23 protein-coding genes and 2 pseudogenes are annotated in these 25,185 nt (G+C 64.6%); 10 read left to right on the forward strand and 15 right to left on the reverse strand.

Translation table 11 applies throughout. The features are described 5' to 3' along the window. Nucleotides 1-10: 10 nt before the first annotated feature. The 5 genes and pseudogenes from OOT46_RS02565 to OOT46_RS02585 all read right to left on the reverse strand — a co-directional run. Entirely contained in the window at nucleotides 11-1,006 is a 996-nt protein-coding gene (locus OOT46_RS02565) for an AAA family ATPase (RefSeq protein WP_265402010.1), read from the reverse strand. A 389-nt stretch (nucleotides 1,007-1,395) separates the two neighbouring features. Continuing rightward, entirely contained in the window at nucleotides 1,396-1,911 is a 516-nt protein-coding gene (locus OOT46_RS02570; protein ID WP_265402011.1) for a hypothetical protein, read from the reverse strand. A gap of 329 nt (nucleotides 1,912-2,240) precedes the next feature. Further along, nucleotides 2,241-2,378 carry a hypothetical protein gene (locus OOT46_RS02575; RefSeq protein WP_265402012.1) on the reverse strand — a complete coding sequence of 46 codons (138 nt, stop codon included), beginning with the start codon at nucleotides 2,376-2,378 and terminating at the stop codon, nucleotides 2,241-2,243. A 623-nt stretch (nucleotides 2,379-3,001) separates the two neighbouring features. Continuing rightward, nucleotides 3,002-3,508, reverse strand: coding sequence for a hypothetical protein (locus OOT46_RS02580; protein ID WP_265402013.1), 507 nt, complete (start codon nucleotides 3,506-3,508; stop codon nucleotides 3,002-3,004). A 390-nt stretch (nucleotides 3,509-3,898) separates the two neighbouring features. Continuing rightward, a pseudogene (locus OOT46_RS02585) lies at nucleotides 3,899-4,084 on the reverse strand (transposase); the annotation flags it as partial. Between the two features lie 19 nt (nucleotides 4,085-4,103). Between OOT46_RS02585 and OOT46_RS02590 the strand changes: the two are divergent. Further along, nucleotides 4,104-4,544: pseudogene (locus tag OOT46_RS02590) on the forward strand (transposase); the annotation flags it as partial. 157 nt (nucleotides 4,545-4,701) lie between these two features. Here the strand turns inward: OOT46_RS02590 and OOT46_RS02595 are convergent. Both OOT46_RS02595 and OOT46_RS02600 read right to left on the reverse strand, forming a co-directional pair. Then, nucleotides 4,702-5,133: an MAPEG family protein gene (locus OOT46_RS02595; protein ID WP_265402014.1), complete on the reverse strand. Its 432-nt coding sequence runs from the start codon at nucleotides 5,131-5,133 to the stop codon at nucleotides 4,702-4,704. 4 nt (nucleotides 5,134-5,137) lie between these two features. Continuing rightward, on the reverse strand, nucleotides 5,138-5,821 hold the full coding sequence (locus OOT46_RS02600; protein WP_265402015.1) for an HD domain-containing protein: 684 nt from the start codon (nucleotides 5,819-5,821) through the stop codon (nucleotides 5,138-5,140). A gap of 199 nt (nucleotides 5,822-6,020) precedes the next feature. On the opposite strand from OOT46_RS02600, the gene OOT46_RS02605 reads away from it, so the two are divergent. The 5 genes from OOT46_RS02605 to OOT46_RS02625 all read left to right on the forward strand — a co-directional run bounded on the left by OOT46_RS02605 (nucleotide 6,021) and on the right by OOT46_RS02625 (nucleotide 9,376). Continuing rightward, nucleotides 6,021-6,980: a GlxA family transcriptional regulator gene (locus OOT46_RS02605; protein ID WP_265402016.1), complete on the forward strand. Its 960-nt coding sequence runs from the start codon at nucleotides 6,021-6,023 to the stop codon at nucleotides 6,978-6,980. 63 nt (nucleotides 6,981-7,043) lie between these two features. Continuing rightward, nucleotides 7,044-7,457: a hypothetical protein gene (locus OOT46_RS02610; RefSeq protein ID WP_265402017.1), complete on the forward strand. Its 414-nt coding sequence runs from the start codon at nucleotides 7,044-7,046 to the stop codon at nucleotides 7,455-7,457. Between the two features lie 1,093 nt (nucleotides 7,458-8,550). Beyond that, nucleotides 8,551-8,703 (forward strand): hypothetical protein, encoded by a 153-nt coding sequence (locus OOT46_RS02615; protein ID WP_265402018.1) that lies wholly within the window; start codon nucleotides 8,551-8,553, stop codon nucleotides 8,701-8,703. A gap of 161 nt (nucleotides 8,704-8,864) precedes the next feature. Next, complete coding sequence (locus OOT46_RS02620; protein ID WP_265402019.1) at nucleotides 8,865-9,107, forward strand: hypothetical protein; 243 nt, start codon at nucleotides 8,865-8,867, stop codon at nucleotides 9,105-9,107. 23 nt (nucleotides 9,108-9,130) lie between these two features. Further along, entirely contained in the window at nucleotides 9,131-9,376 is a 246-nt protein-coding gene (locus OOT46_RS02625; RefSeq protein ID WP_265402020.1) for a hypothetical protein, read from the forward strand. A 233-nt stretch (nucleotides 9,377-9,609) separates the two neighbouring features. Here OOT46_RS02625 and OOT46_RS02630 read toward each other — a convergent pair whose 3' ends face one another. From OOT46_RS02630 to OOT46_RS02650, 5 genes are read right to left on the reverse strand one after another with little or no spacing between them, the layout of a single operon-like run. Beyond that, the gene (locus OOT46_RS02630; RefSeq protein WP_265402021.1) at nucleotides 9,610-10,209 is read right to left on the reverse strand and encodes a HutD family protein; all 600 of its coding nucleotides are present in this window, start codon (nucleotides 10,207-10,209) and stop codon (nucleotides 9,610-9,612) included. A 2-nt stretch (nucleotides 10,210-10,211) separates the two neighbouring features. Continuing rightward, nucleotides 10,212-12,311 (reverse strand): PAS-domain containing protein, encoded by a 2,100-nt coding sequence (locus OOT46_RS02635; protein WP_265402022.1) that lies wholly within the window; start codon nucleotides 12,309-12,311, stop codon nucleotides 10,212-10,214. Nucleotides 12,312-12,315: 4 nt separating this feature from the next. Then, complete coding sequence (locus OOT46_RS02640) at nucleotides 12,316-13,416, reverse strand: TRAP transporter substrate-binding protein (RefSeq protein WP_265402023.1); 1,101 nt, start codon at nucleotides 13,414-13,416, stop codon at nucleotides 12,316-12,318. Between the two features lie 60 nt (nucleotides 13,417-13,476). Next, nucleotides 13,477-14,898: a sensor histidine kinase gene (locus tag OOT46_RS02645; RefSeq protein ID WP_265402024.1), complete on the reverse strand. Its 1,422-nt coding sequence runs from the start codon at nucleotides 14,896-14,898 to the stop codon at nucleotides 13,477-13,479. Nucleotides 14,899-14,919: 21 nt separating this feature from the next. Next, complete coding sequence (locus OOT46_RS02650) at nucleotides 14,920-15,585, reverse strand: response regulator transcription factor (protein WP_265402025.1); 666 nt, start codon at nucleotides 15,583-15,585, stop codon at nucleotides 14,920-14,922. Between the two features lie 474 nt (nucleotides 15,586-16,059). On the opposite strand from OOT46_RS02650, the gene OOT46_RS02655 reads away from it, so the two are divergent. The 4 genes from OOT46_RS02655 to OOT46_RS02670 all read left to right on the forward strand — a co-directional run bounded on the left by OOT46_RS02655 (nucleotide 16,060) and on the right by OOT46_RS02670 (nucleotide 18,860). Then, a complete protein-coding gene (locus tag OOT46_RS02655; protein ID WP_265402026.1) occupies nucleotides 16,060-16,536 on the forward strand; it encodes a hypothetical protein in 477 nt (158 codons plus the stop codon). A gap of 79 nt (nucleotides 16,537-16,615) precedes the next feature. After that, entirely contained in the window at nucleotides 16,616-17,725 is a 1,110-nt protein-coding gene (locus OOT46_RS02660; RefSeq protein WP_265402027.1) for a M14 family metallopeptidase, read from the forward strand. Nucleotides 17,726-18,094: 369 nt separating this feature from the next. Then, entirely contained in the window at nucleotides 18,095-18,553 is a 459-nt protein-coding gene (locus tag OOT46_RS02665; protein WP_265402028.1) for a response regulator transcription factor, read from the forward strand. Continuing rightward, nucleotides 18,531-18,860, forward strand: coding sequence for a hypothetical protein (locus OOT46_RS02670; RefSeq protein WP_265402029.1), 330 nt, complete (start codon nucleotides 18,531-18,533; stop codon nucleotides 18,858-18,860). Before OOT46_RS02665 ends, OOT46_RS02670 begins: the two co-directional genes overlap by 23 nt. Before the next feature lie 113 nt (nucleotides 18,861-18,973). Here the strand turns inward: OOT46_RS02670 and atzF are convergent, their stop codons facing one another. The 3 genes from atzF to OOT46_RS02685 form a co-directional block, all read right to left on the reverse strand. Next, nucleotides 18,974-20,803, reverse strand: a complete 1,830-nt coding sequence (gene atzF, locus OOT46_RS02675; RefSeq protein WP_265402030.1) for an allophanate hydrolase — start codon at nucleotides 20,801-20,803, stop codon at nucleotides 18,974-18,976. Beyond that, the gene (uca, locus tag OOT46_RS02680) at nucleotides 20,800-24,417 is read right to left on the reverse strand and encodes an urea carboxylase (protein WP_265402031.1); all 3,618 of its coding nucleotides are present in this window, start codon (nucleotides 24,415-24,417) and stop codon (nucleotides 20,800-20,802) included. Before uca ends, atzF begins: the two co-directional genes overlap by 4 nt. An 88-nt stretch (nucleotides 24,418-24,505) precedes the next feature. Further along, nucleotides 24,506-25,177, reverse strand: coding sequence for an urea amidolyase associated protein UAAP2 (locus OOT46_RS02685; protein WP_265402032.1), 672 nt, complete (start codon nucleotides 25,175-25,177; stop codon nucleotides 24,506-24,508). Between the last annotated feature and the right edge of the window lie 8 nt (nucleotides 25,178-25,185).

The raw sequence follows: 25,185 nt of genomic DNA on the forward strand, positions 1-25,185 counted from the left end.
GATCGTTTGATTACTCTTTGCCACTCGCTGTGCGTCGGCGGACAGCCTGACGCTGCCGGAGCAAGGTGCGCAGCGCTTCGGCGGGAATCGTAGTTTGGTCGTGCATTACCGCTTCCTTGACCGCGTCGTCGATCGCGCGGGCGATCTCTGCGTGGCTCAAACCTGCCGCCTCGGTGGCCAGGTCGGCGATGTCTTTCTTCGCCTTCATATAGCCGGCAAGACGCATCCGCAAGAGTGCCTGCCCCTCATCCATCGATGGCACGTGGTACTCCACTACATCGTCGAAACGCCGGAAAAGAGCTTCATCCAGGATATCGGGGTGGTTCGTCGCGGCGACGATCACGCTGTTGGAGTCATCCTGCTCGATCATCAGCAGGAAGCTGTTCAGAATGCGCCGGATCTCCCCAACGTCGTTCGCCATGCCGCGCTGGCTGCCAATGGCGTCGAATTCGTCAAAAAAGTAAACGCCCCGCGTCGACGATACGGCGTCGAAGACCTGGCGCAGCTTCGCTGCCGTTTCGCCCATAAACTTCGTGATGAGGGCGTCCAGCCTGACTACGAACAACGGAATGCCTAGCTCGCCGGCAAGGGCGGCAGCTGTCATCGTCTTGCCGGTCCCAGAAGGTCCGACGAGTAGGAGCTTGCGTCTAGGGTGTAGGCCGTGGCTGCGGAGCTTGGAGAGGTGACGCTGTTCCTTGAGAACACGCTGCAGCCCGTGCAGAACGGGCTCGGACAGAACCATGTCGGAGATGCGCCGGGATGGATACGAAACGCTCAGAAGCGATGCCAGCTCGCCCTTTGGGCGATTGATCGGGATCGCGCTGTCGCCGGTCGCGTTTCGCCGCGCCTTCGCTGCGTCGATGAGTTCGCGCAGTTCCTCGGCGAGCTTCCCGTGGCCTTGCTTAGCCTCGTGCGCGGCCATCTGCATGGCGACAGAGTAGAACTGGCGATCGTCGCCCTCCGCGTGGGAGCGCAGCAACGCTTTGAGTTGATCGCTGTTCGCCATGATGTTGCTATTGTCCCTCACTCCACCCGACTGCGTCTGTGCGCTGAAGAAAACGTTAACGTCGCTTCGCTCTCTGTGAGCTCTATCTCACACCGAACGTGCAGGCCCGTACCTCACTTCATCGTCAGATGTAACAAACGGCCTTGCTCCCGGCCGTAGTCGGTGGCCTTGAAAGCAACTCCCCTGGCGCGAGGTGACCGACGAGACATCGCGACTGACGACCCCTGTCGGGCAAGAACGTACTTAGCCAAGCGTCTGCTCACGGCCCGATCTCTGACCTTGGCTACCGGCGCCCGCAGACCGGTCCCCGCATCACGCTTCCCACAGCCTCAAGCCGTTGACTTGATGAGGGAGCGCCCCACGAAGATCCATTGACTGGACGTTTGGGCTCAAGCTGCTTCTAAAAGGGATGCTTCTAGAGCAGGAACAAGCGCTTCAAGTACCGCTACGCTTTCATGGACGAGCATAAGATCTCGGTCGTTGAATGGGTCCTTCGAGCCGTGGAGCAGGTTGCACCGGATCTGATAAAGAACAGCGCCAACAGCGGCCAATCGATTAACCGCTGTTTCGCTTGCATCCCTGTATCGACGGGCGTACCTCTTCGAGTTTGCACGGAAGTTTGGGTGCTGCCTGTCCAAGCGCATGTCGCCCGGTGGGACCTGGAGAATCCGCTCAACGGATTCGGCGACGCCGCGAAGCAGACGAGCAGCGGTTTGCTCGCTTATATTGCTTCGAATGCTGGCCATCACTCGTGCTCTCTCCTTTAGGTCTGGCTCACCGCCATAGATGGCGTTGAACGCCATCCAGAGCTGAGAAAAGATGTTCCATTCGGCCGGCGACTGCGTGCGAATTCGTCGGGCCATTTCGGCTTTAAACGCTAGGTGTGCCTTCAGTGCGTTGGACATCGCTTCTCTCTCCTCCGTTTGCTGACAACCAAGTGTGCCAAATTTCGTCCTGGCGTAATTCTGCAAACAGCATCCGCTGCGGAACTTTGTCAGCTTTCATTTCTGATTCCCACTGAGAAGGCGTTCACACCTAGAGGCGCCGTCCAGAGGCGATGAAGGACAAGCGCGCTATGGTGCCGCTGCATCCCGATGCATTCGAGGCTTGGCTGAGGGGAACGATCGAGGAGGCTGTCACCGCGCTCGTGCTACCGCCCTCGGAGAGCTTCGACGCGGGACCGAACACGGCTCCTCCCAAAGCTCATCCCCCGCAATCCAGCTTGCTGTGAAGGTCAGCGCTGGCCGGAGGGAGGCGGCAGCGTCACGGATTCCGAAAGCACGTAGCGCAGCCACGACTGGCGATAGCTGAACGCTTGCGTGCCCACGCGGACAAGCTCGATTCCGCTCACGATGAAATGCTTGCCGCGCATGGCAGTGACGATGGCGCGGTCGAGCTGCGGCAGCAGGTGCCGGCCCGGAGGCCCGCGTTCTCCGTCAACTTTGCCACCGTGACGCGCTCGCCCGTGGGGAGGCGGCTGGAGATGAGCCAGAGGTGACCCTGTGTCGAGCTGGTCTGGAAGGACGCCAGCTCTTGAGCTGGCAACTTCCTCCCCTCTACGCGCATTCTGCGAACAGCGACGAGCATGAACAACGATCCGCGAACTGTATGGATTTACAGTATCCGGGGCGCTCGACGTTCTCCTGCCGCGCCGCGACCCCGGGCGGCCCGTGGTCCCTGGCTCGCTTTCGAGTGCTACCTGACGGGGTTGGTTGACCCTGTCCCCGGATTTCGAGCCCGATGTCGTGACCGATCAGCTCAGGAAGCCCGGGTATTCAAGCTCCCCAGATCATCGAATTGGCGAAGGCGGATGCGATGAGTCGAGGCAGCCCGCGCGAAAGATTGGCGCGCCGCCGTATCGGCAAGGTGAGTAGGCTCTGTTCATCTATAGGTGTAGCGGCTTGCGATCAGAAACGGCGGTGCTGCTGAATCGGGCTCGCAGGCCGTGCGTGATGGACATCCTCGTCGCCCGGAAAACAGGCGCGAGCGTGCGAGTCAGTGCAGCGCGCTCAATTCCCGCTGCAGCCAGGCGCGCTCTTCGTCGCCGTGCATCTGCTGCAGCAACTGGCCGAAAAACTGCTCACGGTCTAACGCCGCAGAAGCCGCCCGCTGGATCAGGATTCTTGCGATGGGTCCGATCTGCCGCGTCAGCAGTTGGTGAGCCTGCTCGACCAGGGAATCCGGCGCCTCGGCCCCCGTCTCCCAACCTCCCCGGAAGGGAATCGACGGCGGGACCGACTCGGGGGTCGAAGTCTCCTTCGGCAGATCACGCTCCGCCGGCACGGCACGTTCAGCCCCGGCGGACGGGTTCTGAAAGCGGGCCGGCTCGATCAACCCCCTCTGGAGCAGATGCTGCAGATCGGACCACTGCACCCGGCCCTGGGTGGCCTGCAGGAGCTCGTGCGCGCTGCGTTCGCCATTGCACAGCAGCAGCACCGGCCGCAATCGCCGCTCCAAGGATGGGCAGCGCATTGCGATCACCGTTCTGCCCCGCTCGGTCATCGCATACTTCATGTCAGTACCTCCTGAACTTGCTCCAGCCACTCGAGATGAGTGGCACAAACAGTAGAGAAAGCTGCGTTTTTTGAAACCTGCACCTAGCCTTAGGGGGTTCACCAACGGACTTCCGATTCAAGATCATCGCGCCGGGTGCGGCGGGCGGGCGATGGATGCGAAGTAATCCGCTGGGATACGTCGCTGTCCGCGACGTCGACCTGCCTGGGCGCCGGGTGTCGAGCTGCCCAGCACCTTGTTTTGCGGCTCTTCAGACATTTGCGTGGGTGTACCGGATCGTGTCCCAGCGGGTGGTGTATCTCCGTAGCCTGGAAGAAGGCTGAGATGCACAAGACTCAGCAGGCCACAGCGGGCAGCCGAGTGGGGGCAGTATCGCTGAGTGAGCGCCTGTAAGCCCTCAAGCTGCATATAACGCCGCTGCAAACTCCATTCGTCGCTCTGCTCCAGCATCATGGCGCCTACCAGGCGGATGATGGCTGCCTCGTTGGGGAAGATGCCAACCACGTCGGTACGTCGCTTGATTTCGGCGTTCAAGCGCTCCAGCGGGTTGGTCGAATGGATCTGACACACCTGACCCCGAGAGAGTTCATCCGACTACTTCGCCAGCTGGAAGGACCGCAAAGCGCTGGCCGCGGCACTCAAGCCGATTTACACGGCCGCCAGCGCCGAGGCCGCAGCGGCCGAACTGGATGCTTTTGAGGCGGGGCCTTGGGGTACGAAGTTCCCCACGGTCGTGGCCGCTTGGCGACGCAGTTGGGATCGGGTGATTCCGTTCTTTGCGTTCGCGCCGGCGGTGAGACGGGTGATTTACACAACGAACGCCATAGAGAGCATCCACGCCCAGTTGCGTAAGATCATCAAGACACGCGGGCACTTCCCCAGTGACGATGCGGCCACCAAGCTGCTTTGGCTGGCGCTGCGCAACATCACGGCCGACTGGGGCCGTGGGGCCAAGGAATGGCGCGAAGCGATGAATCAGTTTGCGATCGCCTACGGCGACCGCTTCATAAAGACCGCCGTTTAGCGGCTGGACTTCAGAGCCTCACACACAAAAAATCGGACAGGCCCCGGGAGCGGCCTCCGGCTCCACCGAGCCTTATCAAACACAGCCTGGTGATCCTCACCAAGGCGATGCTGTTCCGACGTCGGCCCCACGACCCTGCTCAGTAACCGCCGAATGGCTATGGCAGCGCTAGGAGCACGAGTCGCACCAGCCAGAAGCACAGCACCAGCATCTGTGCAACCATGAAGGCAAACCTCCAAGCCACAGCACGCGACGACACCGACCAAAGATGTACCCCGGACTGTGCGATGCGTGCAGCCAAGAACCCAAGCGCCAGCGGATCGGTGATGTCGCTACGCCCGGCACCCACCGCGGCGAGAATGACCGCGACGAATACGGGCAGGTTCTCGACGCAGTTGGCGTGGGCACGGCATAGACGCGCCGAGAACGGCGACACATCGTCACCCCAAGGGCCGAATGAATTGGCGCGCCGCCTGCCCCGCAGGACGAGACTGGCTCGCATCCATGCAATTCCGATCAGCAGCGAGAAGGTCCACCCCGCATAGCCGAGTACGGCCAGCAGGCTGGGTGAGAAGGCTGAGGTCGTCACGGTGTCACTCCTCGAACGGCGAACGTTCGATCAAGTTGATGAAGCCGATGCGTCGAACGTAGAAACCCGCGCGTGTACTGGGTGCGGTCGCGGCCACCTGCTGCATGCAGCGACACAACTCCTTCTTCATCTGCTGGCGCGGATGCCTGTGCAGTACGTGTTCGCGCACCACCGGCGGGATGCGTGCGAGCCCTTGGCCGAGCACGTCTACTGCCGCACCGGCCTGAAGCAGGTGCGCCTCGACCCCATCACCCACAGGCACCACAAGATCCAGATGGCGCGCGATGGCATGTGCAACGATCTCCACCGACTCGGAGCCGACCGGTGCCAGCGCCTGTCTCGCGTAGCGCGCTCCACGGATCGCAAAACAGTGTTCGGACGGTGTTGCCGCGGCTGGCGTCAAACCGGCGTCGTGCAGAACCGACGCGGCAAACAGGCACTCGTCGTGAGCCTCAAGCCCACCGATTACGCCTAGCGCTTGTGCCCAGGCGTAGGTGCGTAAGCCGTGGTTCTGGAGCCACTCTGGCTGGCTTGCCTTGGCCAGGCTCCATGCACGTTCGGCCAGACGACCCGTGGGCGGCTCGATCGCCTTCCACAACTTGGGATTCTCGATATCGCGCAGCTCGCCGCGAGGCCTGCGGGGGCTGCGGGCGAACCGGATGGTTTGTCGCCCCAGCAGCAGCAACATGAGGCGCCAGCGCTGCGCCAAGCTCAGTTGTCCCGTGGTGGAGTCGGCGTCGAATCGAGGCGAGAGAGACGTAAACATGCACGCACTGTGCGCTCCGGGGCGTGCAGCGACCAGCGGCGATAATGACATTTCCGGCGTCAAATTGGACACACGTCGACCCATGCGAATATCGACACAGCGAAGGCCCGGTGGGGCGCCCGTGCACATTGCACTGGCGCTGGTGCCTGGCTTCCTGGATGCCAGTTTGGGCATCACGCTGAACATCATTCAGACAGCGAATGCGCTCAGCCGTGCAGAGGGCAGATCCGATGCCTTTCGCCTGAGCTTGCATGGGCCCGCCAGGGGTGGCGTCGCCTCGGCATCCGGGCTCAGGGTGGCCGTCGAGCCTCTACGGGAGGCGCGCTGCGCCGACGTGCTCGTTGTACCCGGCGCCCTCCTGGAGAGCGCAACGGCGATGGAGGCATGGGTTGCCCAGCCGTCGATCGGGCGGTGGATCGATGCGGTGCGCGAGCGGCACGAGGCGGCTCTGCCGCTGGCGGCGTCCTGCGCCGGGACTTGGATGTTGGCCGAGGCTGGAGTGCTGGATGGTCTCCGCGCAACGACCGTCTGGTGGTTGGCTGCTGCGTTTCGACGACGCTATCCGCGTGTTCAGCTGGACACGGACGCGATCGTGGTCAGTGAAGGGCATGTGATCACGGCTGGAGCCGCCTTCGCGCACACGGACCTGATGCTGCACTTGGTGTCACGTTGGGCGGGTACGCCACTCGCAGAGCGCTGCGCTCGCCTGCTGCTGGCCGACCTGCGCATGGCTCAGACGCGCCATACAAGCCTTGCGTGGATGGCCGAAGCCGACCCGCTGATGCGGCAGGCTTGCCGCTGGATCGACAAACACCTGTCCGACCCGATCAGCGTAGGCGCATTGGCTGCAGCGCTGCATCTGACCCCCAGGACGTTGGCGCGCCGATGTCACCAGACGCTCGGCTTATCGCCATGGCACCTGGTGCAACGCCGCCGCGTCGAAGCCTCTGTCGAGCTGCTTCGCACCACAGCGCTGCCGTTCGAGAAGATTGCCGCCCGAGTGGGCTACACGGATGCATCGGCTCTGCGCAGGCTCATTCGACGTGAAATGGGTTTCACCCCGGCTGGTTTGCGCGACTGACGCAGGGAAACATCTAGTCGTGGGGGCAACTCCGCCTAGTACTACAGTCGTACAGTCCACTCGATGAAAGCGACTGCCGAACTAATAGGCTTGTTGATATTTCCCGCCCACCTCTACGTCGGCGCGGCGGCTGGCGCGCTCGTCTTTCTGGTTGCCCTCGTACGCAGGCGCTTCTCGTTGGCTGCTCTTGCGGTCGGCTTGTTCTTGGTCTGGTTCGCGCCCTTCGGGCTCATCCTCTTTTGGGCGTCATCGTGTGGGGCGTTCAGTGGCGACTGCGCAAATGCGAGTGATGAAAACCTGTTTCAATGCCTCGTGTTTGTTGGCATCTTGTCTTATTGGTTCTTACTGGTGCACCTTGGTTCCGCGACTGTGTCCAAGACAAGCGTAGCTCTGCGAGTCGCACCTCGTACTGGAAAGACATTCGCTGTTGTTGTGGTTGTCCTGCTGGCTGTGGCTGCAACGCTGGACACCGCGTGACGTTATATGCAGGCTTATAGCCCTTACAGAGACTTCCCATTGAGCCAGAGCTTCCTTCCTAGCCAACCCGCCGATGAACACGGACGTCCCGCCAGGCACTTCCCATCGTGGCGCTTCGATGGTCGTCTGACTCAGCCCGAGTACGCGCGGCTGCCCGGTGCCGAGGGAGACCGCGGGCATCAGTGCATCTTTTGCGGACACAGGGGCATCTACCGTCGCACCCCCTACCGGACCACCACAACACTGGCCGACTGCTCGCGATGCGGTCATGAGCTGTGGTCCGAACCGGCTCGTCGATGCCGCCGACGACATCGGGCACTCCACGCTGAACTTCGCTAGCCCAGCCCGGTTCAGTCCTGTTCGAGCAAGGTCTAACAGGCTCACAAAGGTGTTCGGGATACCGGCGGCAGCCCAACGTAACGTTCAGCGCCACCATACTCAACGGAGCTGTTGCGGCTGAAGGTTGCGGTGGCCGCCAAAACGGCCTCGCCCTCGCTCACTGCACTCTTACCGCCCTTGTCAGCGTCCGCTCAGCCCATGGCGGACACAATCTACGGTCCGCGAAAATGTGCCCAGACCGGACGCCTATGAAGTAAGTGCCCCATCCAGATGGATAGGGGACAAGCCAGTTGCGCGGACGTGAAAGCAGACCCGCTGACTCGCGCTCTCGGCGGCCTTTAGATTTGTGGCGCCGGCTGTTATTGGAACTCTTCGGAGGTCTGGTTCCGGCCCTTGGCTTGACTTTGCAACGCTCCCCGCTGTCAGGCGTTGACGGTGTTGCGACGCCCCGTGGACAACAATCCGGTGCTCGTATCGGTAGATCCGGCGATGAGGGAGATATTTGCAGGACTGCAGGGGGCAGGGCATGAGGCGCTGAACGGATCCGTGCCTGGCAGCTGACCAACGCACGAAGCTCATGACGGCCAGGCGCTCACGGCGGTGTGGAGGCCGCCCCATGCTGAACCGCGACACCACCCGTGTGCACCTTCATGAATCGATAGGTCTCTGCGATCCCCAGTTGTAGGTGGAGGACGTCCAAGGTGGGGCGGCACCCTTCACAATCATCCTTCGTTGGCAACAGGGAGGAAAATCGATGAGCCAAGAACTGCGCAGGGTGTACGAGAAGGCCGGGGCGCTTGACCGCTATTTCGACGAAAGCACGCCCGTCGACCTGTATCGCGGCCGCCGCAAGGGGGACGCCACCGACCTGATGCAGCCCACATTGATCGGTTGGTACACGCATTAGGAGCCACGGCGCCCTGACGTGCTGGCGGTCAATCGGGAGGGGGTGAGTCCGCAGTATGTCGGAGGGGACATGAATCAGCTTGTGACGGAGGACAAGGCCAAGCCGCTCACTGCAGAGATCGTGCGCACGCCGACAAGTTGGTGGTCAAAGGGTGTTGAACGATGAAAGGGGACCACCGGGGCGTTTCGGTGTTCGACAAGAAAAACACCCAACTGCGGAGCTTCGACTGGTACCGGCTCCCTGCCGGCACGGAATTGCCGCCTGCGCTCGCCGTGACCCGGGACTCGCCCTCCGCCACCAGCAGCAGGCCCATCCACTACACGGTCGCTCCGAAAGACGACATGCCGCTGTCTCTGTTTCTGCAGCACCTGAAGGGGCTGGCAGCGAAGGCCGTGGCCGAGTGAGACCGAATCAGGAGAAAAATCATATGTCTGAACTGTCGATGCAGTGTCTGGCGATTGCCGTCTCATCAGTGCTGAACGAGCGGGAACGACTGCTCAGTCGTATCCAGGAGATCTCGGAGGACGCCGAAGAGGAAGAGCGCCTGTCAGAGCGTGTCATGGATATCGACCGCGTGCTCGGGGAGTTGGAGGAAGCCTATGAGGATCGCCGTGCAGAGGAGCCGCTGTATCCCAGCTTCGAAGCGCTTTATACGGCGATCTTCCCGACCTGAACGCCGTAGCGCCAGGCGGTGCTTGCCGCATATCTCTGTACCGCTCGGCACCTGGCATGCGTGCGGCGTACGCCGGTTGTCCCGCAGTCTGACCGGGATCAAGCCTGCACTTGGAAGCTTGCCGGTGGGGAGCCGATCGTTCTCCTTTCTGGTTGTGCTGCCCACCAGGCAGTCGTGTCGCGGATGCCATCGGGGTCGCCGTTTCTGGCATCCGCCGCAAGCAGTTTGTGCTTCTACTTTTGCTGCAGATTTCGCTGGAGTAGCCGAACAGCCAGAGCAAGCGGAGGCTTGGCCACAGGTTCGATTCGGATACCGTCCGCTCCCTTGCGCCAAAGCGCGGCCTGTTGGGCGTGCAAGACCAGCGGCGGGGAGTCGCCGCCCACGAGGCGAACCGCGCCCGTCATACAGAGGACGAACACCGCGTCCGCCGGAGGTAGGTCGTTTCCCTTGTCGACCCAGGTTGCAGAGGACCAGAACCGGTCGCGACGAAGCAGGATGCTCAGGTTCTCCGTGGGCCCGTCGATCGGCTCTGCATGGAGCTTGGCTTCGCCCTTGAAGAAGACCGGCGTTTTCGGGTCGTTGAAGTGCACCGTGGTCATGTCTTCCAAGAACGTGAGGCGGAGGCCTGCTCCACGGAGCAGCACGATGGAGCGGTCAATTCCAGGGAACGAGGAGAACGGCGAGTTTTTCGTGGTTTCAGCCCAGGCGAGATGCCAATCGAGCGACTCATATCCTGCACCTCGCGGCTCTACTGCGATCTGTCGCATCAGCCCTGCACCGTTCTTCCACGGCACCTTCGGAATCTCGTTGAGATCGAACAGTTCGAATGGCATGGCTACTTCTCCTCTTTGAGTTGCTCCACGGAAAAAAAACTTGCACCGATGGATCTGTCGGCGGTGGCTGGAAGCTCCGCTACCGGCGAGAAGGCGGCCTTGAAGCTAACGCACGAGGGGGCGTGGTCGTCAAAGAAAAGTCCGCCGCCTGTCAACTCGGCTACCTTACGGCTCAGTTCCAGCGCGAGAGATGCCGGCTCTGATGGGTCCAAGCTTCGAAAGATCTCCCGCAGGCTCGAAGAGCCACGAGTGCAGTCCACTGCCCCGGCGCCGGCCGTGCACAGGTCGAGCCGCAGCAGGACCTGCCGATCACCTTGCAGTTCGTGGTCCGCTCGTACTTCGATGGTCCGACTGGAACCGTGCTCGCACACCACCTTCAGCAGGTTGAACAACGCATGTCGAAGGCGCCTCGCGTCCCCCCACAGCGAATCAGGCAGGTCTGGGCTGAGCCGCACGGAGAAACTGCAACGCTTCCCAGCCGCCGTATCGAGGGCCCGCGCCACGACGTCGTCGAGCAAGGCGCGCGGCACGAATGCTTCGGAGGCGGACTGCACAGCGCCCGCGCTCAGTCTGGACATGTCGAGCATGTTGTCGACGACCGCCAGGACCTGACGCGTTGCCTCGCGCGCCCAGTTCGCATAACGGTGCGCACACTCGTCCATCCGCCCGCGAGACACAAACTCGATCATTCCGAGCGCGGTGTTGGCTGGCTCGGAGATCTGTCGACAGACGGTGGCGATGGAGTGCATGCGCGCTTCCTCAGCGGCCCGCACCGCCTCCCGGGAGCGAGCCAGCTCGCGCTCCGTCGATGTGACGTCGCGGTACACGCTCACAACTCCGCCGGAAGGTGTCTCGGCGTCCGTGACGTGAACCAGCAGATCCGATCGGACCTCGTACTCGGATTCGGAATGGCCGCTCCCGTGGTCCGACAGGCGCCGCCGCACGACTGCATCCCGTTCCGCATCAGTGGCGTCGGGCAACATCGCCTGAACGGCTGCCCGCACCAGCACGTCGTAATGAACGCCGGGCTTCAACACTGCTGTCAGGCTGGGGAAGAGTTCGATGAATCGCCGATTCCAGGCCACGACACGGTGCTCGGAATCGCATAGCAAGAGACCATCTCGAATCGAAGCAAGCGCCTGGTCCAGCCAATCCTTGTTGTCCTGAATTGCTTGACGGGCCAGGTCAAGACGCCGGATGTACCAATGGGTCACCCCCGCAGTGCTGAGAATGACCATGACCAGGATCGCGCTCACCGTCAGCACAAGGGCGCGGTCTCCAGACCACCGCGCACCGACCGACTCCATGGGGATGCTGACCGCGAGCACGAGCCCGCCATGCAGGAGGTCCCGGGCAGCCACAAGCGCCGGGGCGCCATCGATGCGGCCCAAGCCGATGTGGGCACTGCCATCCCGGTGCTCGGGATGGAGCGGCTGAGCGACACGCTGGGCGGCCGGGAGGCCGCTAGGTGGCTCGCTGACAATCAGCTGGCCGTCGTCACGTTCCAAAGTGATCGTCAGCGGCTCGCCCATCCCGCTCGGCGACAGCGCGCTCGCCAGTTGCCGCAGCGGGACGACGGCCACGGCGGCCAGCGTCCCGAACGGACGCGCGAAGTAGAGCACCATCTCTCTGCTGGCGAAGCTCTCTGTGGGCTGGCTGATGTTCAGGGATGGCGCTTCCTGCTCAAACGTTGCCTCGACGAAGCCACGGGGGAACTCAAGGCCCGACAGCACGGTTGTCGGCAGGGAGGCGGCAACCACCGTTCCATCGCGAGACACAAGCGCGATGTCGCGGACAAACAGGGTTCGCTTCACGGCGTCCACCAGCAGGCGTTGTGATCGCTGCGGATCGGTTGCTTCATGCTCATCGCCACCCGGCTGCGCCAGATCCGCCAATCCGGCCAACAGCACGTCAATGCCGAGGAACGTGCGGTTCACGACCGCCTCGGCACCGGCTGCTGTCAGTATTGCGCGGGTCCTGCCCTGTTCGATCGCGTCGGCGCGGCCGCGCAGCATCAGCAACGCCGCGATGATGCCGACGATGACGAGGAAGGCGCAGGCAACGCCCCACAGGGCGAAGAGGATCCAGCGACGGGAGCGCATCGGGCTACCGAGGCTTGCTCTCGGACGCAGAGATGGGCTTGAGCGTCTGGTTCCAAAGCTTGGCGCATTCATTGCCGCATCGTTTGAACCACCGCGGTAGCACGACGGATTCGAAGATCTGCCGAAGGCGTTCGACGTCGGCGGCACTCGGCTTCACTTCGACCATCGTGCCTTTGCGTCCGTTGGCGCATCCCTTGCCACCGGTATTGCAGATCACGCCTTCAAGCGTTTCTCGATCGGCCTCGGCCCAGATCTCCGCCTCCAGCCGGGGAAGCTCCACACTGAGCAGCTCTCGCACGTCGCCGGGCAACGCGCGCCACGTCGCCCCCGATGCAGCGAAGACAGACGTCCCCCAGCTCACTGGCATGCTGAAGATGTGCGTGGTGACTTCATGCAGACCGAGGGTGTTGCCCGACATCGACCCCGTGATGGCGCAATCTGTATTGCCCGATTTCATCGACGCCATCAGCTCGGCGAAGCCGGTTTTGACCGCTGTGGCACCCAGCGCATCGACCAGGTCGGACTGCGATGGCGTCGATGTTCGAATGCGCCTACCTGCCAAGTCGCGGAGTCCCGTGAATCGGTCCTTGCAGAACAACATCTGCGCGGGGTAGGCATAGACGGCCAGCAATTCGATGCCATAGCGATCCCGCAGCAATTGCGCCATGTAAGGGCGCAAGGCAGCCGCTGCACGGCGCATCGAACCGACGTCCGGGGCTAACGCGGCCAAGTCAGCCGCGCCGAATTCAGGGTTGGTGGAGGCAGCGATGCCGACCAGCAAAGTGCCGAACTGCAGAACACCGGCTTCCATGAGGCGCAACGTCTCGGTGCCGCGGATACCCGCTTGGTCGAACGGGACGATGTCGGCCGTGACGCGGCCTTTGGTGCGGGCTGGCAGCACCTCTGTCCAGAACGGTTTCTCGTGACGGGTGTACTGGTGCACGTTCGCCAGCCCACCGAGAACGTGCAGCTTCAGTGGAGGTGCGTCGCTCTGCTTGGCTGTTTGCGGATTCGGTGGATCAGCGGCGAACGAGAGGTGCAGCGACATGCCGGCGGCGAATGCCAGCACTATGCGGGCGGCGACGCCCTTCCTTCGCGGTTGCATGGCTGTTCATCTCCCTGATGTCTATACCCTGCATACGGCGGCTCTGTCGATTCATCGGCACTAGAGCAAGGCTGTGATGACCGTGCCTGCATCGCCCGATGTAACGCTGAACACCCCACCTTGTCGTTCCACGCGTTCCCGCATGCCGATCATTCCGAGGCCGGCTCCTTCACCCGCAACTGCCTTCAGGCCCTGTCCGTCATCGGCGACAACGAGGCGCAAACGGTGAGGCGGTGCTTCGCGGTCGAGTGCGACCGCGACATGCTTCGCATCGGCATGCTTGATGACGTTCGAGATCGCTTCCTGGGCTACTCGGAACGCGGTGATCGAAAGATTGTTTGGCAGGTCAGATGCAGGAATGCTCGACCGGTACTCGAAGTTGCAGTCCGGGTGCGTGTTGTCCATGCGGCGCACCATCTCTTCAATCGCTCCGCTCAGGCCGAGTGTCTCCAGGAGTTCCGGGCGCAACTGCGTGACAATATTCCGCGTGCTGGAGTACAGGTCGTTGGCGGTGGCAACGATGTGCCGGGCCATCGATTCGATCTCGGGTTGCTCGCAGGCTGCGGTCCTTGACGCAATGGTTTCGGCTCGCAGGCGGAGGGAAACGAGTTCTGCATTGATCGTGTCATGGAGCTCCAGGGCGATGCGCTGGCGCTCCTCCTCCACCATTCGATCGCCATACGCCAGCAGCCGCTGGTTCTCTCTGGCGCTTCGCGCCGCAGCACTCACAGCGGCCTGCAGATCCCGCGTTTGGACAGCGATTGCCTCTTGCTGCCGCTGTCGGCTGCCAGCCAGTTGTTGCGCCACCTGCTCGATGGCCGCATGCAACGCTCCCAGCTCGCCTCGGAACACGGCCGTCGTCTCCCGCGGAGGCGGCTCGGAGCGCGCCAGCGCCTGAATGGCACTTGCTGCTTCTTCTATCGGTCTGCTCACCTGCCGGGTCAGCTGTAGTGCCAGAACGCCGCACATCCCACCGGCGGCCAGGAGAACACTCATCCAGATGGCCAGCTGAATACGTTTGCCACTCTCCAACTGCGGCGATGCGACAAAAACGCGGACGAATCCCTTGTGCTGGGAAGCGGCCGTATGAGCATCAGCACGCGCCGAGTCGACGACCTGCATCGGAACCTCCACGGTCGCGTACGGTTCGTCCTGCGGCACTTCCCCGAAGGCGAGGAGTGGGTTTCGCCTGCCGTCGAGCAGGGTGATCTGCTTGATGCTCGGGTCGGCCGCAATCACGGCCTGCATGGAACGGCGTGCGGCTGCCTTGTCGCCCTGAATGAGGTCGTACTGCGCACTTTCTGCGAGGGCGGAGGCGGCCAGTTCGGCACGAGCAAGCAACTCCGCCTCTGCATTGCCTTGGATGGCCAGGTACACGATGCCTGCGCAGGCCACGAGCAGGACCGGCAGCGGCAAACTTGCGGCCACGAGCAGGCGCGCCTTGATCGACGGACCTCGCAGAACACCGGGGGCTGACGACATGCGCATTGCCGTCCGGGCCAGTCAAGAACTGACGCGGGCCAATGGCTCGGCATCGATGACGCCGGCCTGTACCGCGAGCAGAGCCAGTCTGGCAGGGTGCTCCTCCTTCAGCTTCTGCTTCACCACTTGGCGAACATTGGAGATGGTCTTCGGCGACAACCCCATGCGTTCAGCGATCTCAGTCGTCTCCATGCCCAAGGCCATGCAGCGAAAGACCTCCAGCTCGCGAGGTTCGAGCAAGCTCTGTGGAGAGGTGTCTCGTCGAAGACTGAGCAGCGCCATCCTTCGTGCGACGTCTGGCAGAAAGTAGGTGCCCTCGGCATGGACCTTGGCGATCGCCTCGGCTACCTCGGCGAGTGGGGAGGACTTCGGGAGGAAGGCACTCGCCCCCATGAGGTAGCTCTCGCGCAGGATCGGGTCCGAGTCGAACTGGGTGTAGAAGACGACCTTGGCCTGCTCGTGGATGCGCAACAGCTGGCGTGCCACGTCCAAACCAGTGGAGGCGGCGCTTCGGCCAAAGCGGACGTCGAGCACGAGCACGTCCGGGGCGAGCCGCTCATACATCTCCAGCACTTCGGCGGGATGGGTCGTGCGCCCCACAACCTTTATGTTGTGCTCTTGGACCCCAGTCGAAAGAGCGTCGGCAACCAGCGGATGATCGTCGGCTATGAGCACACGTATTGTCATAGCGGATTCCGCAGGTGAGCGTGTTGAGTGCACATTCGTTGCCCTCCTTGCGTCTGCGTGTCGTACCTGCAGGAATCTACACGCTCATCTGCGCCACGTGGGTGCATACACACGGAGTTACTCGCAACGCTCTTGAGCCCTCTATACAGGGTAGATAGGCTGGTGGCAGTGAGAAATGAGATTGCTGTTGAAAAGTAATCCATGGGGGCGTCCCTGCCATCAAAGTGCCAGGAGGCGCTGGCAACCCAAGCACTGATCGCGTTCGCCGGCAGCTGGCTGGCAGGGAGGGGCACCGTTTGTCCACCAGCAACCGAACTGGCTAAAGGGCATCAGACGATGCGGCGACTCCAACCTCGAGAAGCACGGTCGACGAACATGCCGGGGGCTAGACCTTCGGAAGGCAATGCTGCCGACAGCCCGGGCAGCGGTCCGGGATATGCGCCTCACTGCAAGACAGGTGAGCGTCCTCCCGCCGTGCAACTTCCCATCAAACTCCCGTTCGGTTGGGTCGCGGAGCCAGCAGGCCGCCGGCATGTTGTCATCGCGGCCCTCTCTCTAGACGGTCGCACCCTTGGCCACGTCACGGTTGACGAAAGGAAGCGCACCTTCTTCCTGGGCACCTCTCCCTCCACGAACCCGACCGAGCCAAGCTGCTCAGGGCGCGACTGGCGTCGGCGTCTGTACCTTGCCGCGGTCAAGTGCTTGACGGATTGTCTTGGCGAGATGGCCCAGGCAAAGGCCCTGGAAGAGATCGCAGCCCGCTCCGACGAGCGGCTCAAGTCCGCGCTTCGTGAGCTTTTCGCGGGATCTGCAGTGCGGATGCAGCGGGGCGAGTTCGACGTCCTGGTCCAGCAGATTCAAAGCTGCGCAGGCCCCGAGAACATCGACGTCTTGACGATCCGGCAGCTTCTTGTCACCGCCGGAGCGCAGCGATGGGTAGCGTCCGCCTAACGGGTCGATGAGACGACGTCGCTCCGATCTCCGTAGCAGTGGCGGAGATCGGTCCAAGATTCAAATCGAGGAAAGGTTCATGATGAGCAGCCCATCTGAAAACCAGAGCAGCACCGCTGCGTTCTCGCAGTCCTATGCCGAGGCACGCGAAAAGTTCCTTGCTGCCGCCCATGCTGCGGGAATCGAGGTGCGAAGCTATGTCCACCCTCTGCGAGGACGCGATGGGGAGACGCTGGCCATGGACGTCGCACGCTTCGGTTCAGACGATGCGAAGAGCGTGCTGCTGCTGTCCAGCGGAACCCACGGCGTCGAGGGATTCTGCGGTTCGGGCGTGCAAGTTGCGTTGCTGCCAGACCGGGCTTTCCACGCGGCGGCAGAGGCTGCCGGTGTGGCCGTTCTTTACATCCACGCACTCAACCCCTATGGCTTCTCTTGGTGGCGTCGCACCACGCACGAGAACGTGGATCTGAACCGCAACTTTCATGATTTCTCGCAGCCGCTGCCCATCAACCCCGGCTATGACGAGATCGCTCATGCGCTCGTGCTACCGCACTGGCCGCCGAAGCCCGAAGACGAGGCAGTCCTTCAGGCCTACGTAGCGCGCCACGGCCACAAAGGTTTGCAGCAGGCGGTGACCGGCGGTCAGTACAAGTACCCGCAGGGCCTCTACTACGGGGGCACGAGTCCGACTTGGAGCAATCAGACGTTGCGCCGTGTGCTGCAGCAGCACGGACGGCGCTGCGATCGCGTGGGCTGGATCGACGTCCATAGCGGCTTGGGGCCCAACGGGGTCGGGGAGCGCATTTTCTTCGGCCCGGAGGATGCCGGCGCGGTGGCGAGGGCACGTGCTTGGTGGGGACCGCAGGTCACCGCCATCCACGAGGGTGGCGCCAGCGCGGCGCGCCTCGAAGGCCTGATGTACAAGTGCGCCTACGAGGAATGTCCCCAAGCTGAATACACAGGCATCGTGCTTGAGTTCGGCACCGTGCCATGGGACGAAACCACGCAGGCGATGCGCGGCGAACAGTGGCTGGAGAACCACCCCGAGATGGCGGCGCCTCAGGCGCAAGCGATCAAGCAGCGGCTGCGCGATGCGTTCTACACCGACACCGTCGCGTGGAAGCAGGCGATCCTGGCCCAGGCCACCGGGGCCTCGGTCCAGGCCGTGCAGGGTCTCGCCTGTCGCTGACGCCTGCGTGATCCACACACTTGTCGGCGGTTCATCGACGTTGAAGCCCGCGTCGCAGATGTCCTCCATGGCGAGGTGGTTCAACACATACTTACAGCGAACTGATGTTCCTTGATCACCCGGTCGTGCGTAGCATGCAGAACATGCCACTGACCGGCATTGACGCTACCGCCACGCGGTTCTGCTGGTACCCGCAAAAGGTTCGTTGCTTGGTTCGGTCAGGCAGGCGACGTTCGCGGGATCCCTCCGGTGTTTTTCGCAAAGAAACTGGGAGGTCCGTGGTAGCGGCGGGCCGGTGCCCGCCATCGTGGCGGCGCCTGTCCATGTCCATTTGGCACGGACGCGCCACGAACAACAAGGGAGCGGTGGATGGTGAAACTAGGAGAAGAGGAAGTCCCATCGGATGAACTGGTCGTGCTGGTCGTCGATGACGACGTCGATGCAGCCACGGCGCTTTGCTGCCTGCTTGAGTTGCTTGGATGCAAGACGGCCGTGGCCTTCGATGGTCCCTCGGCCGTGAAGGTGGGCACGGTGACGCGGCCTCAGGCCGCATTTATCGACCTGGACTTACCCGGCTTCGACGGGTGCGAAGTACTCAGGCGCTTGAAGTCCGGCGGTTCGGCGGGGCCTGGACGGTCGGTTTGCCTCACAGGGCACGGCGGCCCGCTTGACCGGGCGCGTTGCTTTGATGCCGGGTTTGACGAATTCTGGTCCAAGCCAGTGGCGGTCACGGAGGTAGAGCGTGCGCTTGCCGCCTCGCGGGAGGCCGTGCGCGGGGACCTGGTTCACCAGGACGGCGGGCTACATGGGCACGCCTGGCTTCATTGAGCTGGCGCGGCAAATCCAGCATCTGGCACTGACGCTTCCATCCGGAGGTACCGGATTCGCCCGTTTGGCCGGGAACCGGAAGTGCCAGAACCTTGATCTCCACGGCTTGCTCCTGGGTCAACATCGGCGGACAAAGCCGCCATCTTCATCCCAGGCGGGTCAGTTTTACTCCGACGGCAACAGCAAGGCACTGCAGAAGGACCTGCCGGTCGATCTGCGGGGGCTGATCGAATGCCAGCTGCAGGGCGCCCAGCGCAACCACGACCAGGTCAAGGCGCTGCGCGACAGCTACAAAAAGCGCGCCTGAGCGATACGGGCGGCGCTGCCGGTGTCGGGGTGGGGATCTCGGTGTCGGCGGTCCCATCCCGGCAGCGCTGCCGGCAGACCGGTGACACGACGCGCCAGCGGGCAATCAAGCGCTCACGCAGCCTGTGACTGCAACCACGCCCGCCAGCCCCCGTACGCCGTGATGTCGGTGGCCCCGACGACTCCGGCAGGCTCACAGATGAAACCCGGCACGCTGCGTCCGTCCGCCAGCACGGTACGGCCGATGCCCAGCGGTGCCGGGATGCCTGCGACGAAGGAGCCGAACTGGCTTGCCGGCAACTCCCAGACCTCCACCTCAATCGACGCTCCGCCGCTGTCGACCCGCATCAGCCCGGGCCGTTGTGGCGGCCCGCCGGCCAGCGCGTAGAAGCGGTAGCAGGCGGCGGTGGCGGTGCGCTCGACGAGGCGGGCGCCACGGGTGGTCAGTTGGTGGTGCAGGGGTTGGCCTTGCAGATGAGCGCCGCACACGGCCACCTGCACCTGGCCGGATGGCACCGCCGGCCGCGACGTTTGTACCTGGGTCGGCAGCGCGTGCGCGGTGGCGCCCAGCCGGGTCTGCATCCCCGCGGCCGAGGCCTGCCAGCGTCGGCCCAGGTTCAGCAGCGGCTGGTCCTGGTGTGCGGGGGCCGCGAAGGTGATGCCGAAGGGCAGGCCGTCGGGGCGGAATCCGGCGGGCAGCGCGATGGCGGCCAGGTCGAGCAAGTTCATGAAGTTGGTGTAGAGGCCGAGGTCGCTGTTGCGGGCGACCGGCTCGGCCCACATCTGCTCGAGCGTCGGCAGCGTGCCGGCCGTCGGCGTCAACAGCACGTCCACCTGTCGCCACACCGGCTCGCAGCGCGCTTGCAGTTCGCGCAGCCGGTATTGCGCCGCAAAGGCGTCCGCTGCCAGGAGCGTGGCACCGCCCAGCGTGATCTCTCGGGTGACTGGGAAGACCGCGTCGGGCTGGCGGTCGATGAAGTCGCGGATGGCCTGGTAGCGTTCCGCGACCCACGGGCCCTGGTACAGCAGCCGCGCGGTCTCGTAGAAGGGCTCGAAGTCGACGTCGACGATGTCGGCGCCCAGCGCGCGAGCCCGTTCGACGACATCGGCAAACAGCGTCGCGTAGGCCGTATCGCCGAAGAATTCGAGCTGGCCGGACCGCGGGATGCCCACGGTCCACGGCCGGCCGCTGCCGAAGTCGAAACCATGGGGCTGTGCCGGGCGCGAATAGGCGTCTTCGGCATCCTGCCCCAGCGCCTGCGCATACACGTGTTGTGCGTCTGCGGCCGTGAGCGCGAAGATCGACACCGTGTCGAGCGAGCGGCAAGCCGGCACCACACCGCGGGTGGAGAGCAGGCCGCAGGTCGGCTTCAAGCCCACGAGGTGGTTGAAGGCGGCCGGCACCCGCCCGGAGCCGGCGGTGTCGGTGCCCAGTGAGAAGCTGACGTGGCCGAGCGCCACCGCGACCGCCGAGCCCGAGCTGGAACCGCCCGAGACATGGCGGCGGTCGAAGGCGTTGAGGCAGGCGCCGTAAGGCGAGCGCGTCCCGTTCAGGCCGGTGGCGAACTGGTCGAGGTTGGTCTTGCCGACCGCGATCGCGCCCGCGTCGAGCAGACGTTGCACGACGAAGGCGCTGCGCTCGGGGGTGTAGGCATAGGCGGGGCAGCCGGCGGTGGTGGGAACACCGGCGAGGTCGATGTTGTCCTTGATCGCGAACGGCACGCCCCATAACGGCAATCGGGCCGGGTCGAGCTGCTCCAGCTCGCGGGCCCGCTGGCGCAGTTGTTCCGGCGCGATGCGGTGGATCCAGGCGCGGTGCGCATCGTCACCGATGGCTTCGCAGACGCGCTCGACCACCTGGCTGGGCGTCAGTCGGGCGCTGCGATACGCCTGCTGCAGGGTCTCGATGTCGAGCGAGACGGGTGACAGTGCCGATGTGTTCATCGCGAACCCTCCGCTGTTTGCAACACCACGAGGTTCTGGCCGGCCGCAACGCCTGCGCCTTCCCGGCAGTCGACCCGCAGCACCTGGCCGCCGCAAGGAGCGACGACGGCAAACTCCATCTTCATCGACTCCACGACCGCCAGCGTGTCGCCTTCGCGCACCTCGTCGCCCACACTCACCAGCACTTTCCAGATGCTGCCCGGCACTTGTGTCGCGACGGCACGCGCGCCCGTCGGCAATTCGCCCTGCGGAGCAGCGGCCGATGAACCGGCCTCGTCGCTCACGTAGTCGGCCTGCCCGGCCTCGCGCCACCGTTCCCGCTCGGCGTCGAAGGCTGCTTGCTGACGGGTCTTGAAGTCGGCGATGGCCTGCGCATGCCCCGTCAGAAAGGCCTGGTACTCGCGCAAGCTGAACTGGCCCGGTTCGATGCGCAGCGGGTAGCGCCCGGCGGGAAAGTCCTGTCGGATGCGCAGCAGTTCGGCCTCGCTGACCGGATAGAAGCGGATGCGGTCGAAAAAGCGCAGCAGCCAGGGTTTGCCGGCTTCGAAGGCGGGCGCCCCGTTGCTCGCGTCGCGCCAGCGGTTCCACATCTGCAGCGTGCGGCCGACGAACTGGTAGCCACCGGGCCCTTCCATGCCGTAGACACACAGGTAGGCGCCGCCGATGCCGACCGCGTTTTCGGGCGTCCAGGTGCGTGCCGGGTTGTACTTGGTCGTCACCAGTCGGTGGCGCGGGTCGACCGGCGTCGCCACCGGGGCCCCGAGGTAGACGTCGCCGAGGCCGAGCACCAGATAGCTGGCGTCGAACACGACACGCTGCACCTCGTCCATGGAGGCCAGCCCGTTGATGCGGCGGATGAACTCGATGTTGCTCGGGCACCAGGGGGCATCGGGACGCACCGACTGCATGTACTTCACGATCGCGGTCCGCGTGGCGCTGTCGTCCCAGGACAGCGGCAGATGCACCGTGCGAGAGGGCACCACCAGGTCGTCGGTCTCGCCCAGGCGCTCGTCGGCCGCCAGCACGGCCTCGACCAGCCGGGGTTGCGGCAATCGGGCCGGGTCGAAATGGACCTGCAGCGAGCGGATGCCGGGCGTCATGTCGACGATGCCGGGCAGGGCGGTCGCCTGCAAGGCCTGCATCAGTCCGTGGACGCGCAGCCGCAATGCGATGTCGAGTTGCAGTTCGCCGATCTCGATCAACAGGTAGCGGTCGCCGGCCTGGCGCACCACCAGCTCCGGGCGGCCGACGCAGCCGGGGTGCCGCGCCACGATGGGCGAGCCGAGCGTCGGCGCGGGGGTCAACGGCGCGAGGTCCGGTGCCTGGAGGCTGGCGAGCCAGCGGTCCTGCGCCAGTTGCCGTTCGGCGGCCTGCGCGAGGTCGACGCAACAGAAGCGCACCGTGTCGCCGGGGCGCAGCTGCCCGAGCTTCCAGCGCTCTGCCGCGATCACCACCGCCGGGCAGACAAAGCCACCCAGGCTGGGGCCGTCGGGGCCCAGGATCACCGGCATGTCGCCGGTGAAGTCGATGGCGCCGATGGCGTACGCGTTGTCGTGGATGTTGGACGGATGCAGCCCGGCCTCGCCGCCGTCGTGCCGGGCCCATTCAGGTTTGGGCCCGATCAGGCGCACGCCGGTACGGCTGGAGTTGTAATGCACCTGCCAGTCGGTGGCGAAGAAGGCGGCCACGTCCTGGTCGGTGAAGAAGTCGGGCGCGCCGTGCGGGCCGTAGAGCACGCCGACCTCCCAGTGGTGGCCATGCACGGGGATGGTTTCGGGGGGCAGGGCGTCGACCGGCTCGCACTCGTATTCATCGGCCAGATGCAACAGGTCGCCGGCGCGCAAGGTGCGCCCCGCATGGCCACCGAACTGGCCCAGCGTGAAGGTGGACCGACTGCCGAGGTAGCAGGGCACGTCGAGTCCGCCGCGCAGGGCCAGATAGGTCCTCGCGCCGGCCGCGTCGATCCCGGCCAGCTTCAGCACGCTGCCTGCCTTCACCTGGTGTGAGCGCCACAAGGCCAGCGGCCGGCCGTCCAGCGTGGCCGCCATCGCCGCGCCGCACAGCGCGATGACGGCGTCGTGATGGAAGCGCAAGGTCGGGCCGGCCAGTGTGCATTCCAGCGCGGCGGCTGTCGCAGCATTGCCCACCAGGCGGTTGGCGAGGCGAAAGGCGAGATCGTCCATCGGCCCCGAAGGTGGCACGCCCACGTCCCAATAGCCCTGGCGCCCGGGATGGTCCTGCACGCTGGTCTGCACGCCCGGCTCGAGCACCTCGACCGCGTTCGGCGCGTAGCGCACGTCAGCCAGGGTGCGGGTGACGACACGGCCTTCAGTGAACACCGGCTCGGCGGCCACCGCGCGCAGGTAGCGCAGATTGGTCTCGATGCCGGCCAACCGCGTTTGCGCAAGGGCCGCTTGCAGCCGGGCCACCGCGTCGTTGCGCGTCTCACCGGTGACGATCAGCTTGGCGACCATCGGGTCGTAGTGGGGTGGCACTTCGCTGCCGGTGGCCACGGCCGTTTCGACGCGCACCTGGTCGGGAAACACCACCTCGGTCAATACACCGGCGCAGGGCTGGAAGTTGCGGGCCGGGTCTTCCGCGTAGAGGCGCACCTGGATCGAAGCGCCACGCGGGGCCGGCGCGTGCAGGGCCCAGCGGTCGCCGCGGGCCAGCCGGACCATCCAGGCCACCAGGTCGAGCCCGGTGACTTGTTCGGTCACGCCGTGCTCGACCTGCAGCCGCGTGTTGACCTCCAGGAAGTAGAAGTGGCCGGTGTCGGCGTCGAGCACGAACTCCACCGTGCCGGCCGAGCGGTAGTCGACCGCACGGCCGAGGCGTACCGCGGCGTCGAGCAGCGCCCCGCGTGTTTCGGCGGCGAGACCCGGCGCGGGGGTTTCCTCGATCACCTTCTGATGGCGTCGTTGGGCCGAGCAGTCGCGCTCGCCGAGCGCAATCACCTCGCCGCGCCCGTCGCCGAACAACTGCACCTCGATGTGGCGCGCGCGTTCGACGAACTTCTCGAGATACAGCCCCGCGTCCTTGAAGTTGGCCCGTGCCAGCCGCTCGACGGCATCGTAGGCGGCCGCCAGTTCGGCTTCGCTGCGGACCAGCCGCATGCCGATGCCGCCGCCGCCGGCGGTGCTCTTCAACATCACGGGGTAGCCGATGCGGGCAGCTTCGGCACGCGCCTCGTCGAGGTCGCGCAGCAAGGCGCTGCCGGGCAGCAGCGGCACGTGGTGACGCCGGGCCAGTTCGCGGGCGGTGTGCTTGAGGCCGAAGGCGCGCATCTGCGCTGGCGTCGGGCCGACGAAGGCGATGCCGGCGGCCTCGCAGCGCTCGGCGAAGGCGGCGTTTTCGGACAGAAAACCATAGCCCGGGTGGATCGCGCCGGCGCCGGTGTCCCGGGCCGCCGCAATGATGCGGTCGGCGTCGAGGTAGCTCTGGGCGGCCGGGGGCGGTCCGATGCAGACCGCCACGTCGGCCAGCGCGACATGGGCCGCATCGGCGTCAGCCTCCGAATACACGGCCACCGAGCGCAGCCCCATCTGCTTGAGGGTGCGGATGATGCGGCAGGCGATGACGCCTCGGTTGGCAATCAGGACGGTGTCGAACATGAGGAGAGGGGCCCTCGGTGGCGGGTCGTCCCGCCGGAGGTCGAAACGCGCCGCGGGTCGTCCCGCGGGCGGCGCACGTGCGCGTGGTTCAATCAGCGGCCGGTCTGTCCCACACCAGCAAACGGATCGGCGTCGGGTTGTAGGCGTTGCAGGGGTTGTTCAGCTGAGGGCAGTTGGAGATCAGCACCACGACATCCATCTCGGCGCGCAACTCGACGTATTTCCCTGGCGCCGAGATGCCGTCGGCGAACTGCAGGTCGCCTTGCGGCGTCACCGGCACGTTCATGAAGAAATTGATATTGGGCGCGAGGTCGCGCTTGCCCAGGCCACGTGTCGTGGCTTCACGGCAATGGCACATCGCGTGCAGAAAGCTGTCGCGGCAGCTGTGCATCGGGCGCTTCTCGAGCGCGTAGCGGGTGGTGTTGCTTTCAGCCGAGCAGGCGCCGCCCAGCGTGTCGTGGCGGCCGCAGGTGTCCGCCGTGATGGTCAGCATCAAGCGGCCTTCGCTCGAGTACAGGCGGCTGCCGGCGCCGAGGTAGAGCCGGGCGTTGCGGGCGATGGTATCGGCCGCGCTGTAGCGTTCGTCCGGGTCGGCGGCGCTGTAGAACAGGGTGTCGACGGCCTGGTTGCCTTCGAGGTCGAGGATGCGCAGCGTCTGGCCGGCGCCAACGGTCGCCATCCAGGGGTCGCCGGCACGGCAGACCTGGTCGAGCACGGCCTGCCGCGGGTCGAGCGGGCTTTCGATGAGGTGGGGTGTCATGTCGGTCT

Source organism: Aquabacterium sp. A7-Y (assembly GCF_026153205.1).
Classification (GTDB): Bacteria; Pseudomonadota; Gammaproteobacteria; order Burkholderiales; family Burkholderiaceae_C; genus Caldimonas.